This is a genomic window from Amycolatopsis acidiphila (assembly GCF_021391495.1).
GTDB classification, from domain to species: Bacteria; Actinomycetota; Actinomycetes; order Mycobacteriales; family Pseudonocardiaceae; genus Amycolatopsis_E; species Amycolatopsis_E acidiphila.
The window spans coordinates 2,500,645-2,517,272 of record NZ_CP090063.1 but is presented as its reverse complement, the minus strand read 5'-3'; the positions used below and the strand labels follow the sequence as shown (position 1 = coordinate 2,517,272).

Below are 16,628 nucleotides of genomic sequence, written 5' to 3'. Positions count from 1 at the left end.
CCGGGGCTACCGGCCGCCCGCGGCCGCCGCCAGCGCGTTCCGGACGAGCCACGCGACCTGTTCGCTCGCCTGCTCGACCGGGCCGAACGGCTGGATCAGGTGACTCAGCGTCAGCCGCACGACGACCTCGACCAGCTCCGGCAGCCGCGGCAGGCCCAGCCCGCCGTAGAGCTCCCCCGCCTCGCGCAGCACCGTGTGCACGGCTCGTTCCAGCACGGGTTCCGGCTGGATCGCCAGCAGCGGCAACAGGTCCTGGGTGCCGCCGTGCGCCGCGGAGAGCACGGCCTTGAGCAGCGGGTCGTCGGCCGCGGCACGCAGCACGTAGTCGACGGCCGCGGAGACGCCGGCGACGATGTCCTCACCGTGGGCACGCAGCTGGTCGGTCACCCCGGCGAGGAACCGGTCGGCGTGCCGGGTGACGATCGCCCGCGCGAGCGTGTCCCGGGCGCCGACCTCCTTGTAGACCATCTGCCTGCTGACCCCGACGTGGTGCGCGAGCTGGGACATCGTCACCCGGTCCCAGCCCTCGGTGCAGATCAGCCCGACCCCGGCGTCGAGAATCCGTTCACGCAGAGTGGTCATCGGAACAGCGTACAACGGTGCGGGGCCCGGCTGGGAACAGCGCCGTCCGGCACGTTCCCACCAGCTTCACCCGGTGGGGCCGAAGCGCTCCGTCTTGACCCGGCGGGGGTCGTGGCCCAGGGCGAGCAGCATGTCCGACACGTCCTCCACGAACCCCGTCGGGCCGCAGACGAAGCACGCCGGTTCGAAGGATGCCGGCCAGCCGCCGGTGTTCACGTCGGCGACGCCGATCCGGCCCGGCTCGCGCCCCCAGCCCGCCGGCGCCTCGCGTGTGTACACATAGGACACTTCGACGCCGGAGAGCGCCGCGGCGCGCAGCTCGTCCGCGTAGTACAGCTCCTTCGGCGAGCGCACCGAGTAGAGCAGCCGGAACGGGGTGCGCACCCCGGCCACGCGGCGGGCACGGACCATCGCCATCAGCGGCACGATCCCCGACCCGCCCGCGATCAGCAGCACCGGTGCCGGGTCGCTGGGCCGCCAGACGAACCAGCCGCCGACCGGGCCGCGCACCTCCACCGGGTCGCCGAGCGAGAACACGTCCGTCAGGTACGACGAGACCTCGCCGTCCTCGACGCGCTGCACGGTCAGCTCGATGCGCTCGCCGTCCGCCGGGGCGGCGAGGGAGTAGCTGCGCTGGGCGGTGTAGCCGTCCTCGGCGGTGAGCCGGACGTCGGCGTGCTGGCCCGCCAGGTGGCCCGGCCAGCCCGGCACGTCGAGCACCAGCGTGCGCGCGCTCGGCGTCTCGTCCCGGACCTCCGCCAGCCGCGCCACCTGCCAGCTCAGTCGCCCTGATACCGCTGTTCGCGCCATGGGTCCCCGTAGTCGTGGTAGCCGCCCGCCTCCCAGAAGCCGGGCTCGTCGGTCGGCGTCAGCTCCAGGTCGTGCACCCACTTCGCCGACTTCCAGAAGTACAGGTGCGGCACGAGCAGCCGCGCCGGGCCGCCGTGCTCGGGTGCCAGCCCGGCACCGTCGAACTCGTAGGCGACCCACGCGCGGCCGTCGAGCAGGTCCGCCAGCGGCAGGTTGGTGGTGTAGCCGTCGTAGGAGTGCGCGAGCACGTACTCCGCCGCGGTGTCCACCCCCTCGAACAGGGTGTCGAGCGCGACGCCGCGCCAGTTCGTGCCGAGCTTCGACCACTTGGTGACGCAGTGGATGTCCACGGTCGGCGTTTCGCTGGGCAGCGCCAGCAGCTCCGGCCAGGTCCACTGGTGCACCACGCCGGCCTCGGTGGTGATCGTGAGCTCCCAGGTCTTCGTGGCGACCCGCGGCGTCGGGCCCGCCGAGAGCACCGGGAAGTCCTTGGTCAGGTACTGCCCCGGAGGCAACCCGGCGCCCTCGTCGCGGCGGCGGCCGCGAAAGCCCGGTGACACGATTCCCATGCCGGAAAGCTACGTCAGCGGACCCCGTCCACGCGACGTGGCACGTCCCACGGGTTCGCTTCCTGCAGCGCCGGCGGCAGCAGCGTGTCGGGGAAGCCCTGCCACGCCACCGGGCGCAGGAAGCGCTCGATCGCCGCCGTGCCGACCGACGTGGTGGTGGGCGCCGTGGTCGCGGGGTACGGGCCGCCGTGCTGCTGGGCCCAGCTGACCGTGACGCCGGTGGGCCAGTCGTTCCACAGCAGCCGCCCGGCGATGCGGGTCAGCGCGGGCAGCAGCGGCCGCACGTCCTCGGCCTCGGTCTCCTCCGCCTGCACGGTCGCGGTCAGCCCCGGCTCGAGCTCGCCGAGGACCTCCAGCAGCTCGTCCTGCCCGCGGTAGGTGACGACGATCGACGCCGGCCCGAAGCACTCCGAGCGCAGCACCTCGTCCGCCTTGAGGAAGTCGGCCGCGCTCACCGAAAGCAGCGTCGGGGTGAACGGGTCGCCGGAGGCGAGCACCGTGACGTCGGGAAGTTCCCGCAGCCGCGCCGCGCCCGCCTGGAAGCCCTCGCCGATCCGCTCGTTGAGCATCGTCTGCGCGCCGACGGCCTGCGCGGCCTCGCTCAGGGTGGCGTCGAGCCCGTGCCCCTCGGGCAGGAACAGCAGCCCCGGCTTGGTGCAGAACTGCCCGGCGCCGAGCGTGAACGAGCCGACGTAGCCCTTCGCGACCTGCTCGCCCCGGGCCTTGACCGCGCCCGGCGTCACGACGACGGGGTTGACGCTGCCGAGCTCGCCGTAGAACGGGATCGGCGACGGCCGGGAGACGGCGATGTCGAACAGCGCGCGTCCGCCGGGGACCGAGCCGGTGAAGGCGGCCGCCGAGATCCGCGGGTCCTTCAGTGCGGTCACCCCGGTCTCGACACCGAAGATCACCTCGAAGATCCCGGCCGGGGCGCCCGCGCCGACGAGCGCGTCGCGGACGATCTGCCCGGTGCGCACCGACAGCTCCGGGTGGCCGGGGTGTGCCTTGAGCACGACCGGGCAGCCGGCCGCGAGCGCGGAGGCGGTGTCGCCCCCGGCGACGCTGAAGGCGAACGGGAAGTTGCTCGCGGCGAACACGAGGACCGGGCCCATCGGCACGACGGCACGGCGGATGTCCGGGCGCGGGCCCATCGGCCACTCCGGGTCCGCGTGGTCGACGGCGGCCCCGAGGAACGCGCCGTCCCGCAGCACCTCGCCGAACAGGCGCAGCTGGAACGTCGTGCGTGCGAGCTCGCCCTTGAGCCGCGGCGCCGCCGCCAGGTGGGTCTCCTTCGCCGCGAGCGGGACCAGCTCGTCGGCAGCCGCGTCGAGCGCGTCGGCGGCCGCGGCCAGCCACCCGGCCCGCTGCGCGGGGGTCGTCCCCGCCAGCTGCGGTGCGGCCTTCGCCGCGGCGGCGAGGATACGGTCCAGCTCGGTCGTCTCGGTGTCCATACTTCCCTTCCTTCAGGCCGTGGCGGCTGCCACGGCCCCTCGCATCTCGTCCCACCGCCCCGGCCCGGCGAGCCCGAGGTGGTACAGGTGCAGTTCGTCCGCCCCGGCCTCGCGCAGCCGCCCGGCGTAGTCCTTCAGGCCGGACGCGGCCCCGAGCGCCGTGACGTAAGCACCGATCTTCACCGACGACGGTAGCCGAGCGCGCGCGCTCGCGACGAGGTCGGCTCCTGGCTGCCAGCAGGGCAGCACGACGGTGCCGGCCTCTTCGGCCGCCGCCGGGGTCAGCCCGGGCAGCGCGCCGGTGGCCCACGGGTCGAGATCGCCGTGCAGCGCCACCGGCCGGTCGACGCGCGCCAGGACCGACCGGCGCAGCAGATCGGCCGCGGCGTGCCGCGCCGTGAGCAGTTCTTCGCGCAGGGCCGGGTCTTCGCGGATCGTGAGGTCACCGGTCGCGATCAAGCGGAGCACGTCGTCGCGGAAGCCGTCGTCGACCCCGCAGGCGTCACAACAGCACACCGACAACAGCTTCGCCACCACCGGCGACCACACCGCGTCGGTCTTCTCGTGCTCGCACTGGTGCACCGCGCCGAGCTGCCCGCACGCCTCGAGCACGACCGAGGACACGTCCAGGCCGGCGAGGGACTCCTCGACCAGCGTCACGGCGTAGTCCCGGACCTCTTCCCGCGACGGGCACAGGGCCCAGGGATAGCGTTCGCCGAAACAGTTCCGCACGGTCAGCTCGGGAAACTCGTTGCCCAGCACCGAGTTGTGCGTCAGCACCAGCCAGGCCGCCGTGGGCAGGCCGGCCTCGTTCAGCAGGGCGACTGCTTCGCCGGCACTGTCCGGTGAGTCCACCCAGTCCGGGCGGTGCGGCCGCAGCCGCGACCAGCGGTCGTCGCGGACGGGCCGGTAGTACGCGGCGTGCCGGGCGTGCACCGCCGTGCGGGCGCGCGACCAGGGCGTCGCGGCTCGCGCCGAGTGGTAGCTGACGGCCACCGCGACCTCGTTCACGCCCAGCTCCCGCACCCGGTCGACGAAGCCGGGTTCTGTGACGTCCCAGGGGTAGGCGTAGCCGGTCACCTTCACGAGCGCTCCCGCGTGTTCATATATAGGAACATATTCGTCGATGCGAACAGCGTCTGGGAACGCTAGTATGGCGGCGGTCACAAGTCAACGGAGGGCGTTTCATGACGGAACCGGCAGGGGCGGCGGCCGAGCCCGCGGGGGTCAAGTCCGCTCGGCGTACCGTCGAGCTCCTCGAAACCTTCGCCGCGCAGGGCGCCTGGCTGTCATTGTCGGACCTGCACGCGAAGACCGGTTTCCCCCGCTCCAGCCTGCACGGCCTGCTGCGCACGCTGTACGAGGCCGGCTGGCTCGAGGCCGACCCGGGCTCCGCCCGGTACCGCCTCGGCGTCCGCGCGCTGATCTGCGGCACGGCGTATCTGGACCGCGACCCGGCGATCCCGTTCGCCACCGAGGCCCTGGAGTCCGTGCGCGAGCGGACCGGGTTCACCGCCCACTACGCCCGCCGCGACGGCGCGGAGGTCGTCTACCTCGAGACCCGCGAGTCCCGGCATTCCACGCATCTGGTGTCCCGTGTCGGTCGTACGCTGCCCGCGCACGCCACCGCGCTGGGCAAGGCACTGCTGGCGGAGCTGACGCAGGACGAGATCGCCGCCCTGCTCCCGGCGGAGCTGCCCGCGCTGACGCCGCGCACGATCACGTCGCTGGAGGGGCTGCTCGCCGAGTGCGAGGCCACCCGCAGGCGCGGGTTCGGGGCCGAGGTCGAGGAGGGGACGCGGGGGGTGCGCTGCGTGGCGGCCGTCGTGCCGTACCGGATCCCGGGCACCGACGCGATGAGCTGCTCCATCCCCGTCGGCGAGATCACCGACGCCGAGGCGAAGCACGTGGGCGAGCTGCTCGCGGAGACCGCCGCAGACCTGGGCGGGCAGCTGCGCCGCGCCGGAATCCGTTGAGAGGGAGGACAATGCGCGTTCTGCTCACCGGTGCCGCCGGCGGGGTCGCCACCCTGCTGCGGCCCCGCCTGCGCCGCGACGGACGGGTCCTGCGGCTGCTGGACGTCACCGCACCGCAGGCCCTGGCCGAGGAGGAGGTGCTGACGGGTTCGGTCACCGACCCGGAGGCGATGGCCGTCGCGTGCCACGACGTGGACGCGGTGATCCACCTCGGCGGGCACAGCCGGGAGAACTCGTGGGCCGAGACGGTCGAGGTCAACATCACCGGTACGCAGACCGTCCTGGAGGCCGCGCAGAAGGCCGGTGTGCCGCGGGTGATCCTGGCGTCGAGCAACCACGCGGTGGGATTCCGTGAGGTCACCGAGGAGCTGCCGGCGGAGTCGACACCGCGGCCGGACACCTTCTACGGCGTAAGCAAGGCGGCGATCGAGGCGCTGGGCAGCCTGTACCACTCGCGGTTCGGGATGGACGTGGTCTGCATCCGGATCGGTTCGTGCTTCGAGCGCCCGCCGGGCGTGCGCGGGCTCGCGACGTGGCTCTCCCCCGACGACGCCGGCCGGTTGTTCGAGGCGTGCCTGACGTTCCCGTCGCCGGGATACCGGGTGGTCTGGGGGGTTTCGGACAACACGCGGCGCGTCTACTCCCTCGCCGAGGCGGAGGCGCTGGGCTACCGGTCACTGGACGACGCGGAGAAGTTCGCGGCGGAGATCACCGGCCCGGCCCCGACCGGTGCCGCGGCGAAGTACGTCGGCGGGCCGTTCACCACGACTCCCCTGGGCATCCCCAACTGACGCGGCGGCCGCCTCCCCGCGCGGGAGGCGGCCTTCCGTCCCATGGAAGACCACGGCTTTCCTTGCCGGCCCGGCCGCCCGATGCCGCACGGAAACCCCCTGAACACAGCTGTTCCGCCCCCTTTGTGACCCGGCGTCCGGGAGGCCGAACCCGGACGGCCCCTTCCCTTCGGGCGCCCGGCCGGTTACCGTCGTTGCATACAGTATGGACCGACCTCGGAGCGGAGGGACGGTAGTGACGGTGGACGGACACGGCGCCGCGGACCGCGGGCGCACCGGCAGCACCGATGATCAGGGGCACTCGAGCACAGGTCCGCCGGCCGGCGTCGCCGAGCGCGTGCGGGCTGTCGTCGCCGCGCACCGAGACCAGCGCGGGGCCCTGCTGCCGATCCTGCACGCCATCCAGGCCGAGTTCGGCTGCGTCGACCAGGAGGTCGTCCCCCTGCTGGCCGCGGAGCTCAACATCTCCCGCGCCGACGTGCACGGCGTGGTCACCTTCTACACCGACTTCCGCGCCGAGCCGGGCGGGCGCACCGACGTCCGCCTCTGCCGGGCGGAGGCCTGTCAGTCCGTCGGCGCGGAACGGCTCGTCGCACACGCCGAACAGGTCCTCGGCATCAAGCTCGGCCAGACCACCCCCGACGGCTCGATCACCCTCAACCAGGTCTTCTGCCTCGGCAACTGCGCGCTCGGCCCGGCCGCCCAGGTCAACGGGCGGCTGTACGGGCACCTCGACCCGGCCCGGCTCGACACGGTCCTCGCGACGGAAACGGCGGCTTCATGAAGGTCTACGTCCCCGGCGACTCGGCCGCCCGCTCCGTCGGCGCGGACCTGGTGGCCGCCGCGCTCGAAGCCGAAGGCGCGACGGTGGTGCGCAACGGTTCGCGCGGCATGCTGTGGCTGGAACCGTTCGTGGAGCTCGAGACCGACCGCGGCCGCGTCGGCTACGGACCGGTCACCCCCGACGCTGTCCCCGCCATCCTCGAAGCGGGCGAGCGGCACGCGCTCTGCCAGGGACCGGTCGATGACCTGCCCTGGCTGCGGGCGCAGACCCGGCTGTGCTTCGCCAGGGTCGGCGTGACCGACCCACTGTCCACAGAGGACTACCAGCGGCACGGCGGCCTCGCGGGCCTGCGCAACGCGCTGGCCCGGGATCCGCAGGACGTCGTCGCCGCGGTCACCGAGTCCGGCCTGCGCGGCCGCGGCGGTGCGGGCTTTCCCGCGGGCATCAAGTGGAAGACCGTGGCCGACACACCGGACGAGCTGAAGTTCGTGTGCTGCAACGCCGACGAGGGCGACAGCGGCACGTTCGCCGACCGGATGCTGATGGAGGGCGACCCGTTCTGCCTCATCGAAGGCATGACGATCGCCGCGTACGCGGTCGGCGCGACCGAGGGCTACGTCTACATCCGCTCCGAATATCCCGACGCCGTCCGCGTACTGCGCGAGGCCATCGAGAAGGCGCGTGCGGAGAACTGGCTGGGCGAGGACATCCTCGGCTCCGGCACGAGGTTCGACCTGTTCGTGCGGGTCGGGGCGGGCGCGTACATCTGCGGCGAAGAGACCTCCATGCTGGAGAGCCTGGAGGGCAAGCGCGGGATGGTACGGGCTAAACCGCCGATCCCGGCGATCACCGGCCTGTTCGGCAAGCCGACCGTGGTCAACAACGTGCTCACGCTCGCGTCGGTCCCGGCGATCCTCGCCGAGGGTGCCGAGGCGTACCGGAACCTCGGCGTCGAGCGCTCACGCGGCACGCAGGTCTTCCAGCTGGCGGGCAACATCGCGCGCGGCGGCGTCTTCGAGACCGCGTTCGGCATCACCCTCGGCGAGCTGGTCAACGACTTCGGCGGCGGCACCCGCACGGGCCGCCCCATCCGTGCCGTCCAGGTCGGCGGCCCGCTGGGCGCCTACCTTCCGGCGAGCGGGCTGGACCTGCCGATGGACTACGAGGCGTTCGCGGCGGCGGGCGCGATGCTCGGGCACGGCGGGATCGTCGTGTTCGACGACACCGTGGACATGGCGAAGATGGCCCGCTTCGCGATGGAGTTCTGCGCCGAGGAGTCCTGCGGCAAGTGCACTCCCTGCCGCGTCGGCTCGGTGCGCGGGGTCGAGGTGATCGACCGGATCGTCGCCGGCCAGGACCGGGACGGCAACCTCGCCCTGCTGGGCGACCTGTGTGAACTCATGACCGACGGCTCGCTGTGTGCGATGGGCGGGCTGACCCCCAACCCGGTGCGCAGCGCGCTGGTGCACTTCCCGGAGGACTTCTCATGAGCTTGCTCAAGGAACCCGACCTCGGCACCCCCGCGAAGGCCGGGCCCGCCACCGTGTCGCTGGAGGTCGACGGCCTGCCCGTCACCGTGCCCGAAGGCACGTCGGTCATGCGCGCGGCGGCGCTGAGCGGGGTGGAGATCCCGAAGCTGTGCGCCACCGACAACCTGGAGCCGTTCGGGTCCTGCCGGCTGTGCCTGGTCGAGATCGACGGCCGCAAGGGCACCCCCGCCTCGTGCACCACGCCGGTGGCCGAGGGGATGAAGGTGCACACGCAGACCTCGCGGCTGGAGAAGCTGCGCCAGGGCGTGATGGAGCTCTACATCTCCGACCATCCGCTGGACTGCCTGACCTGCGCCGCGAACGGGGACTGCGAGCTGCAGGACATGTCCGGTGCGGTGGGCCTGCGGCAGGTGCGCTACGGCTACGAGGGCGAGAACCACCTCGACCAGCCCAAGGACACGTCCAACCCGTACTTCGACTTCGACCCGTCGAAGTGCATCGCCTGCTCCCGCTGCGTCCGCGCGTGCGGCGAGGTCCAGGGCACGTTCGCGCTGACGATCGAGGGCCGCGGGTTCGAGTCCAAGGTGTCCGCGGGCGCGGGTGAGCTGTTCATGGACTCCGAATGCGTCTCCTGCGGCGCCTGCGTGCAGGCCTGCCCGACCGCGACGCTCGAGGAGCGGACCGTGGTGGACCTCGGGATGCCCAGCCGTAGCGTGCTCACCACGTGCGCCTACTGCGGGGTCGGCTGCTCGTTCAAGGCCGAGCTGCGCGGCGACGAGCTGGTGCGGATGGTGCCGTACAAGGACGGCGGCGCGAACGAAGGGCATTCCTGCGTCAAGGGCCGGTTCGCGTTCGGCTACGCCACGCACCCCGACCGGGTGCTGAGCCCGATGGTCCGCGAGAGCATCGACGACGAGTGGCGCGAGGTGGACTGGGACACCGCGATCGGCTATGTGGCCGAGAAGATGCGCGAGGTCCAGGCACGCCACGGGGTCGGCGCGATCGGCGGCATCACGTCGTCGCGCTGCACCGACGAAGAGGTCTACGTGGTGCAGAAGATGGTGCGCGCCGCGTTCGGCAACAACAACGTCGACACCTGCGCCCGCGTCTGCCACTCCCCCACCGGCTACGGGCTCAAGCAGACCTTCGGCACCTCCGCCGGCACCCAGGACTTCCGGTCCGTGGCGAAGGCCGACGTGATCGTGGTGATCGGCGCCAACCCGACCGACGCGCACCCGGTGTTCGCCTCGCGGATGAAGCGGCGGCTGCGCGAGGGCGCACAGCTGATCGTGATCGACCCCCGCCGGATCGACCTCGTGCGCTCGCCGCACGTCGAGGCGGCACATCATCTGCGGCTGGCGCCGGGCACGAACGTCGCCGTCGTCAACGCGTTCGCACACGTGATCGTCACCGAAGGGCTCGCCGACAGGTCCTTTGTGGACGAGCGCTGTGAGGAATACGACGAGTGGGCGGCGTTCATCGCCGGCCCGGAGAACAGCCCGGAGGCGACGGAGGAGATCTCCGGCGTGCCGGCCGCGCAGCTGCGGGCGGCGGCGCGGTTGTACGCCTCGGCCGGCAACGCCGCGATCTACTACGGTCTCGGCGTCACCGAGCACAGCCAGGGCTCGACGATGGTGATCGGCATGGCCAACCTCGCGATGGCCACCGGCAACATCGGCCGCGACGGGGTGGGCGTGAACCCCTTGCGCGGGCAGAACAACGTGCAGGGCTCGTGCGACATGGGCTCGTTCCCGCACGAGCTGCCCGGCTACCGGCACATCGCCGACGACGCGGTGCGCTCGGTGTTCGAGGACGTGTGGGGCCGCGAGCTGCTGGCCGAGCCGGGGCTGCGGATCCCGAACATGTTCGACGCCGCGATCGACGGGTCGTTCCGCGCACTGTTCGTGCAGGGCGAGGACATCGCGCAGTCCGACCCCAACACCAAGCACGTGACGGCGGCGCTGCGGGCGATGGACCTGGTCGTGGTGCAGGACCTGTTCATCAACGAGACAGCCAGGTTCGCCCACGTGTTCCTGCCCGGCACCTCGTTCCTGGAGAAGGACGGCACCTTCATCAACGCCGAGCGACGGATCAACCGGGTGCGTCCGGTGATGGCGCCGAAGACCGGCAAGCACGAATGGGAGATCGTCTGCGAGATCGCGCAGGCGATGGGCTATCCGATGGAGTACTCGCACCCGCGGGAGATCATGGCCGAGATCGCGGCGCTCACCCCGACGTTCGCCGGGGTGTCGTTCGAGAAGCTGGACGAGCTCGGCAGCGTGCAGTGGCCCTGCAACGACAACGCCCCCGAAGGCACGCCGATCATGCACGTCGACGGCTTCGTCCGCGGCAAGGGCAGGTTCGTGCCGACCCCGTTCGTGCCGACCCGCGAGCGCAGCACCCGCCGCTTCCCGTTGATCCTGACGACCGGGCGCATCCTGTCGCAGTACAACGTCGGCGCGCAGACCCGCCGGACCGGCAACGTGGCCTGGCACCCGGAGGACGTGCTGGAGATCCATCCGCACGACGCCGAGGTCCGCGGCATCGCCGACGGCGACCGGGTCACCCTCTCCAGCCGGGTCGGCGAGACCTCGCTGCACGCCGTGCTGTCCGACCGGATGCCCGTCGGCGTCGTGTACACGACGTTCCACCATCCCGTCACCGGCGCGAACGTGGTGACCACGGAGAACTCCGACTGGGCCACGAACTGCCCGGAGTACAAGGTGACCGCGGTGCAGGTGGGGCTGAAGACAGCGGGCGCGGCGGTGGACCACGCCGAGCAGGCCGTCCCGGTGCTGGCGGACTGATGGGCGCGCACGAGGAGTCGCCGCAGACCAGGATGGCGAACGAGATCGCGGTCCAGTTCCGGCACCAGCCGGCCGACAAGGCGGCGACAGCGATCGCCGCGCACATCCGGCAGTTCTGGGATCCGCGGATGCGCGCGGACCTGCTGCACCGGGCCGCGACCGCGCCGGCGAGCTTCGACCCGCTGGCGCTGGCCGCGGCCCGGCTGCTCAGCCCGGCAGGGCGGGAGTCTCCAGCCACGCGGTGAACAGCTCCCGCAGCGGCTGCCCCGCCCGGGCTTCCGCATGCGCGACGAACTGCGCCGTAGTGACGGTGGCGTGCCGGTGCGCCTCCGCCCAGGAGCGCAGGATCTGGAAGAACACGCCGTCCCCGACGGCGGCGCGCAGGGCGTGCAGGGTCAGCGCGCCGCGCTTGTACACGCGCTCGTCGAACAGGTTCGCCTCACCGGGGTCGGCGATGACGAGGTCCGCGGGCAGCGAGGAGAGCCGGGCGCGCCACTGCCGGGCCAGCTCCGCGGCCGGGGGGCCGCCGGACTCCTCGGACCACAACCATTCCGCGTAGGTCGCGAAGCCCTCGTTGAGCCAGATGTACGGCCAGTCGGCGATCGTGAGGCTGTTGCCGAACCACTGGTGCGCCAGCTCGTGCGCGACGAGCCGCTCGTGGGTCCGCTTCCCGTCGACGTGGTTGCGCCCGAAGATGGCCATGCCCTGCGCCTCCACGGGATCCTCGAGGTCGTCGTCGGTGACCACCACGATGTACTCGCCGAACGGGTAGGGCCCGAACAGGCGCGAGAACAGCGCGGCCATCTCCGGTTGCCGCGCGAAGTCGTGGCGGGCCTGCGGCACGAGCCGTCGTGGTACCGCCAGCCGCTGCGCCTGCGGCATCGCCAGGTCCTCGTACCGTCCGATCTGGACACTCATGAGGTAGGTCGCCGTCGGCTCCCGGCGCTCGTACACCCAGGTCGTCGTGCTGGCACCGGTCTGCCTCGAGACCAGGTCACCGGTGACCAGCACCGCGTACGCCGACGAGGTGGTCAGGGTGACCCGGTAGGACGCCTTGTCGGCCGGATGGTCGTTGCACGGGAACCACGACGGCGCGCCGATCGGCTGGCTCGCCACGAGCACGCCGTCGGTCAGCTCGTCCCAGCCGATGTCGCCCCAGCGGCCGCCGATGGGCTTCGGGTTGCCCGAGTACCGGACCTCGACGACGAACTTCCCGGCCACCGGCCGCGCCGGCCGCACGGTGAGCTTGGTCCCGCTCCGGCTGAACTTCGCGGCGCGCCCGTCCACGTGCACACCGCCGACCTTGAACCCCGAGAGGTCCAGGGTGAACCGGGACAGCGCGACCGAGGCCACGGCGGTGATCTTCGCCCGCGCGGAGAGCCGGTTCGGCCCGATCCGGTAGTCCAGCTCCAGTTCGTAGGACGAGACCCGGTACCCCTCGTTCCCGTGCGAGGCCAGCGCAGTCCTCAAACCCCGTGTCCCCACGCCGAGATCGGGTTGCCGAGCCAGCGCGAGTCCGCGGGGACCGCGTCGCCGCGGGTCACCAGGGAGCCGGGGCCGACGGTGGTGCGCGCGCCGATCGTGGCGCCGGGCAGGACGATGCCGTGCGGGCCGAGTGTCGCGCCCTCGGCCAGGGTCACCTCGCTCATGCTCATGATCCGATCGTGGAACAGGTGGGTCTGCACGACACAGCCCCGGTTGACCGTCGCGCCGTCGCCGAGGCGCACCAGGTCCGCCTCGGGCAGCCAGTAGGTCTCCAGCCACACCCCGCGCCCGATGCGCGCCCCCATCGTCCGCAGCCACGCCGTCAGCAGCGGGGTGCCGCCGATCGAGCCGACCAGCCACGGCACCGCCAACGCCTCGACGAAGGTGTCGGCCAGCTCGTTGCGCCAGACGAACGAGCTCCACAGCGGGTGCTCGACGGTGCGGAACCGGCCCACCAGCAGCCATTTCATCAGCGTCGCGAGCCCGGCGGCCACGAGCCCGGCGCCGAACAGCGCCGCGCCCGAGAGCAGCGCGGCGGCCCACAGGCCCGCCGACGTCCAGACCGCGCCCAGGCCCGCGAGCACCAGCACCGCCAGTTCAACCGCGCAGATGACCGGCACGATCCGGCACAGCTCGACCAGGGCGCGCGCGACCTTCAGCCGCGCCGGCGGCCGGTAGGTCCGGCCGGCGTCGGCGACCTCGACCGCGCGCCGCAGCGGCATGGGCGGCATGCCCAGGTACGACGAGCCCTTCTTCGCCTTGCGCGGCGCGGAGGACAGCACGCCCACCAGCCCGCGCTTCGGGACCGCGCGGCCGGGCGCGGCCATCCCGGAGTTGCCCAGGAACGCCTGCTTCCCGATGCGCGCGGGCGCGGCGTGCAGCCAGCCGTGGCCGAGCTCGTAGGTCGCGACCATGGTGTCGTCGGCGAGGAACGCGCCGTCGTCGACCTTCGTCATCTTCGGCAGCGCCAGCACCGTCGAGATCTCCGCGCCGCGGCCGACCTTCGCGCCGAGCAGGCGCAGCCACACCGGGGTGAACAGGCTGGCGTACAACGGGAACAACGCGGTGCGCGCCATGTCCATCAGCCGCTCGGTCGCCCAGACCTGCCACGCCGCACGGCCGTGCACCGGGTGGTAGCCCTCGGCCATCCCGATGCCGAGTGCCCGCACCCCGGCCAGCACCAGCAACGCATACGACAGGAAGTACGCGACTGTCGCCGGTGGCGCGAGCGCGAGCATCGCGCCGGGCGAGGGGGCGCCCTGCGCGACGAGGACGATCCCCGGCACGGCGGCGACCGCGGGCAGCAGGCCCAGCAACAGCGAGGTCAGGCCGTAGGCCCACGCCCAGCGCCGCGACCGCGGCGGGCGGCTGGACGGCCAGCGCAACGCGCTCTTGCCGGCGCGTCCGGCCGGCGACCCGGCCCAGCGCTGCCCCGGGGGGACCGCGCCGCGCACGGTCGAGCCTGCCGCGATCTCCGCACCCTTGCCGATCCGGGCGCCGGGGAACAACGTGCTCCGCGCGCCGACCCTGGCATCCGCGCCGATCCGGATCTTGCCGATGTGCACGAGGTCGCCGTCCACCCAGTGGCCCGACAGGTCGGTCTCGGGCTCGATCGCCGCACCCCGGCCGAGCTTGAGCATGCCGGTCACCGGCGGCGGCGAGTGCAGGTCGACGTCCCTGGCCACCCTGGCGCCCAGCGCCTTCGCGTAGTGCGTCATCCAGGAGGCGCCGGAGACGTTGCCCGCACCGCTGACGTCCGCGAGCTTCTCGGCCGTCCACAGTCGCAAGTGGACACTGCCGCCGCGCGGGTAGCTGCCGGGCCGCACACCCCGCAGCAACAGCCGCGCGCCACCGGCGGCGATCGCGATCCGGCCCGCAGGGCTGAACAGCACCAGCCACGCGAGGCCGAGCGCCCACCACGGGACCGACGGCGCCCAGGCCGCCCCGGCGAGCGAGAACACCGTGGACAGCGCGGCGAGCGCCGTGGTCCAGCGCAGGCCGGTCAGCGTCAGCAGCGGCACCAGCAGCAGCGCTTGCACGAACCCGGTGCGGCGCGGCGTCGGCTCGATGTCGCGGCGCGCGGTCTCCGTCGCGACGAGCCCGTCCAGCAGCGCGGCGAGCTCGCCCAGCGTCGGGTACTGGTAGATGTCGTTGACCGACACCTGGGGATGGCGGGTGCGGATCCGGGCGATCAGCTGGGCCGCGGTGAGGCTGCCGCCGCCGTGGCTGAAGAAGTCCGCGTCCGCGTCGCCGGGCGCCACGCCCAGGATCTCCGACCAGCCCTCGGCCAGCCACAGCTCGGTCGGGGACAGCTCGTTGGCGTCCACAGTGGACAACGGCCACGGCAGCGCGGCCCGGTCCACCTTGCCGGAGGTGCGGGTCGGCAGGTCCTCGACCACGGCGAGCAGGGGCACCAGCGCGGCAGGCAACCGGTCCCGCAGCAGGGCGGCCGCGGCATCGGTGTCGAAGCCGCCGGCGGGCACGACGTAGCCGACGAGAACCTGGTTGCCCGCCTTCGTCTCGCGGATCGCGGCGGCCCCGCCCGCGACGCCGGGAAGCGCTTGCAGCGCGGCGTCCACCTCGCCCAGCTCGATCCGGCGGCCGCCGAGCTTGACCTGCTCGTCGGCCCGGCCGAGGAACAGCAGCCCCTCCGGTTCCGCACGCACCAGGTCACCGCTGCGATAGGCGCGCTGCCAGCCCAGCGCGGGCAGCGGCGCGTACCTCTCCGCGTCCTTGACCGGGTCCAGGTACCGGGCGAGGCCCGCGCCCCCGATCACCAGCTGCCCGCTCTCCCCCATCGCGACCGGCTCGCCCAGCTCGTCGACGACCGCGAGCTGCCAGCCCAGCAGCGGCAGGCCGATCCGCACCGGCCCTTCGCCGGTCAGCGGCGCGGCACAGGCCACGACCGTGGCTTCGGTGGGGCCGTAGGTGTTCCACACCTCGCGGCCCTCCACCGCCACGCGCTCGGCCAGCTCCGGCGGGCAGGCCTCGCCGCCGAAGATCAGCAGCCGGACGTCCTCGAGCGCGTCCGCGGGCCACAGCGCGGCCAGCGTCGGCACCGTCGAGACGATCGTGATGCGCTGCGCCACCAGCCACGGCCCCAGGTCCACGCCGGTGCGCACGAGCGAACGCGGCGCCGGCACCAGGCAGGCGCCGTGCCGCCAGGCCAGCCACATCTCCTCGCACGAGGCGTCGAACGCGACCGACAGCCCGGCCAGCACGCGGTCGCCGGGGCCGATCGGCTCGTCGGCGAGGAACAGCTCGGCTTCGGCGTCGACGAAGGCGGCGGCCGCGGAATGGCTGACGGCCACGCCCTTGGGCTTGCCGGTCGAGCCGGAGGTGAAGATGATCCACGCGTCGTCACCCGCACCGGGGACGCCGGGCTGGCCGATGGGCGCCGCGTACGCGGTCAGCGCTGCGCCGTCGGTGAGCACCGCGCACACCCCGGCCTCGCCGAACACCAGGTCCGCGCGCTCGTCGGGGTCGTCCGCGTCGACCGGCACGTAGGCGGCACCGGCGGCGAGCACGGCGAGGATCGCGACGTACAGCTCCGCCGTGCCGGAGGAGATCCGGACGCCCACCCGGTCGCCGACGCCGACGCCGAACGCGGCGAGCCGGCCACGCAGGGCGTCGACCTCCTCGGCCAGCCTGCGGTAGCTGAGCACCTGCTCGCCGTCGTCGATCGCGGCGGCGCCGGGATGGCGCGCGACGGTGCCGGCGAGCACGTCGAGAAGGGTGCGCTCACTGGCGGCGAGGCCGGTCCAGAACAGCGCTCTGGGCCGGGTGTCGAGCACAGCGGGCAGGGGCGTTTCCAGCGCAGGCAGCAAGGCCCGTCACTCACCTTTCGGAACAAGTCGGGCTTGCTCTCCCACGGTGAGGCGCC

At 72.9% G+C, this 16,628-nt stretch carries 13 protein-coding genes; 6 read left to right on the top strand and 7 right to left on the bottom strand.

The features are described 5' to 3' along the window. Positions 1-6: 6 nt before the first annotated feature. From LWP59_RS12225 to LWP59_RS12205, 5 genes are all read right to left on the bottom strand, one after another. Positions 7-582 carry a TetR/AcrR family transcriptional regulator gene (locus tag LWP59_RS12225; RefSeq protein WP_144642292.1) on the bottom strand — a complete coding sequence of 192 codons (576 nt, stop codon included), beginning with the start codon at positions 580-582 and terminating at the stop codon, positions 7-9. Positions 583-648: 66 nt separating this feature from the next. Further along, positions 649-1,392: a ferredoxin reductase gene (locus LWP59_RS12220; protein WP_144642293.1), complete on the bottom strand. Its 744-nt coding sequence runs from the start codon at positions 1,390-1,392 to the stop codon at positions 649-651. After that, positions 1,362-1,961, bottom strand: a complete 600-nt coding sequence (locus LWP59_RS12215) for a sulfite oxidase-like oxidoreductase (RefSeq protein ID WP_144642294.1) — start codon at positions 1,959-1,961, stop codon at positions 1,362-1,364. The genes LWP59_RS12220 and LWP59_RS12215 overlap by 31 nt, the downstream gene beginning before the upstream one ends. Before the next feature lie 14 nt (positions 1,962-1,975). Then, on the bottom strand, positions 1,976-3,412 hold the full coding sequence (locus tag LWP59_RS12210; RefSeq protein ID WP_144642295.1) for an aldehyde dehydrogenase (NADP(+)): 1,437 nt from the start codon (positions 3,410-3,412) through the stop codon (positions 1,976-1,978). A 12-nt stretch (positions 3,413-3,424) separates the two neighbouring features. Then, complete coding sequence (locus LWP59_RS12205; RefSeq protein ID WP_144642296.1) at positions 3,425-4,498, bottom strand: hypothetical protein; 1,074 nt, start codon at positions 4,496-4,498, stop codon at positions 3,425-3,427. 101 nt (positions 4,499-4,599) lie between these two features. On the opposite strand from LWP59_RS12205, the gene LWP59_RS12200 reads away from it, so the two are divergent. The 6 genes from LWP59_RS12200 to LWP59_RS12175 all read left to right on the top strand — a co-directional run bounded on the left by LWP59_RS12200 (position 4,600) and on the right by LWP59_RS12175 (position 11,505). Continuing rightward, entirely contained in the window at positions 4,600-5,388 is a 789-nt protein-coding gene (locus LWP59_RS12200; RefSeq protein ID WP_144642297.1) for an IclR family transcriptional regulator, read from the top strand. Positions 5,389-5,399: 11 nt separating this feature from the next. Continuing rightward, positions 5,400-6,179, top strand: coding sequence for an NAD-dependent epimerase/dehydratase family protein (locus LWP59_RS12195; RefSeq protein ID WP_144642298.1), 780 nt, complete (start codon positions 5,400-5,402; stop codon positions 6,177-6,179). Between the two features lie 235 nt (positions 6,180-6,414). Continuing rightward, a complete protein-coding gene (locus LWP59_RS12190; protein ID WP_233459061.1) occupies positions 6,415-6,963 on the top strand; it encodes a formate dehydrogenase subunit gamma in 549 nt (182 codons plus the stop codon). Beyond that, positions 6,960-8,453, top strand: a complete 1,494-nt coding sequence (locus LWP59_RS12185; RefSeq protein ID WP_144642300.1) for a formate dehydrogenase beta subunit — start codon at positions 6,960-6,962, stop codon at positions 8,451-8,453. Before LWP59_RS12190 ends, LWP59_RS12185 begins: the two co-directional genes overlap by 4 nt. Further along, complete coding sequence (fdhF, locus tag LWP59_RS12180) at positions 8,450-11,260, top strand: formate dehydrogenase subunit alpha (protein ID WP_144642301.1); 2,811 nt, start codon at positions 8,450-8,452, stop codon at positions 11,258-11,260. The genes LWP59_RS12185 and fdhF overlap by 4 nt, the downstream gene beginning before the upstream one ends. Continuing rightward, positions 11,260-11,505 carry a formate dehydrogenase subunit delta gene (locus tag LWP59_RS12175; protein WP_144642302.1) on the top strand — a complete coding sequence of 82 codons (246 nt, stop codon included), beginning with the start codon at positions 11,260-11,262 and terminating at the stop codon, positions 11,503-11,505. The genes fdhF and LWP59_RS12175 overlap by 1 nt, the downstream gene beginning before the upstream one ends. On the opposite strand, the gene LWP59_RS12170 is transcribed toward LWP59_RS12175, so the two are convergent. Together LWP59_RS12170 and LWP59_RS12165 are read right to left on the bottom strand one after the other, a co-directional pair. After that, positions 11,468-12,730 (bottom strand): M1 family metallopeptidase, encoded by a 1,263-nt coding sequence (locus LWP59_RS12170; protein ID WP_229858532.1) that lies wholly within the window; start codon positions 12,728-12,730, stop codon positions 11,468-11,470. The genes LWP59_RS12175 and LWP59_RS12170 overlap by 38 nt on opposite strands. Next, a complete protein-coding gene (locus LWP59_RS12165; protein ID WP_144642303.1) occupies positions 12,727-16,572 on the bottom strand; it encodes a Pls/PosA family non-ribosomal peptide synthetase in 3,846 nt (1,281 codons plus the stop codon). Before LWP59_RS12165 ends, LWP59_RS12170 begins: the two co-directional genes overlap by 4 nt. Positions 16,573-16,628 lie beyond the last annotated feature (56 nt).

Coding starts and splice junctions, on each gene's coding strand:
- LWP59_RS12225 (WP_144642292.1), bottom strand. CDS start 582: ATGACCACTCTGCGTGAACGGATTCTCGACGCCGGGGTCGGGCTGATC.
- LWP59_RS12220 (WP_144642293.1), bottom strand. CDS start 1,392: ATGGCGCGAACAGCGGTATCAGGGCGACTGAGCTGGCAGGTGGCGCGG.
- LWP59_RS12215 (WP_144642294.1), bottom strand. CDS start 1,961: ATGGGAATCGTGTCACCGGGCTTTCGCGGCCGCCGCCGCGACGAGGGC.
- LWP59_RS12210 (WP_144642295.1), bottom strand. CDS start 3,412: ATGGACACCGAGACGACCGAGCTGGACCGTATCCTCGCCGCCGCGGCG.
- LWP59_RS12200 (WP_144642297.1), top strand. CDS start 4,600: ATGACGGAACCGGCAGGGGCGGCGGCCGAGCCCGCGGGGGTCAAGTCC.
- LWP59_RS12195 (WP_144642298.1), top strand. CDS start 5,400: ATGCGCGTTCTGCTCACCGGTGCCGCCGGCGGGGTCGCCACCCTGCTG.
- LWP59_RS12185 (WP_144642300.1), top strand. CDS start 6,960: ATGAAGGTCTACGTCCCCGGCGACTCGGCCGCCCGCTCCGTCGGCGCG.
- fdhF (WP_144642301.1), top strand. CDS start 8,450: ATGAGCTTGCTCAAGGAACCCGACCTCGGCACCCCCGCGAAGGCCGGG.
- LWP59_RS12175 (WP_144642302.1), top strand. CDS start 11,260: ATGGGCGCGCACGAGGAGTCGCCGCAGACCAGGATGGCGAACGAGATC.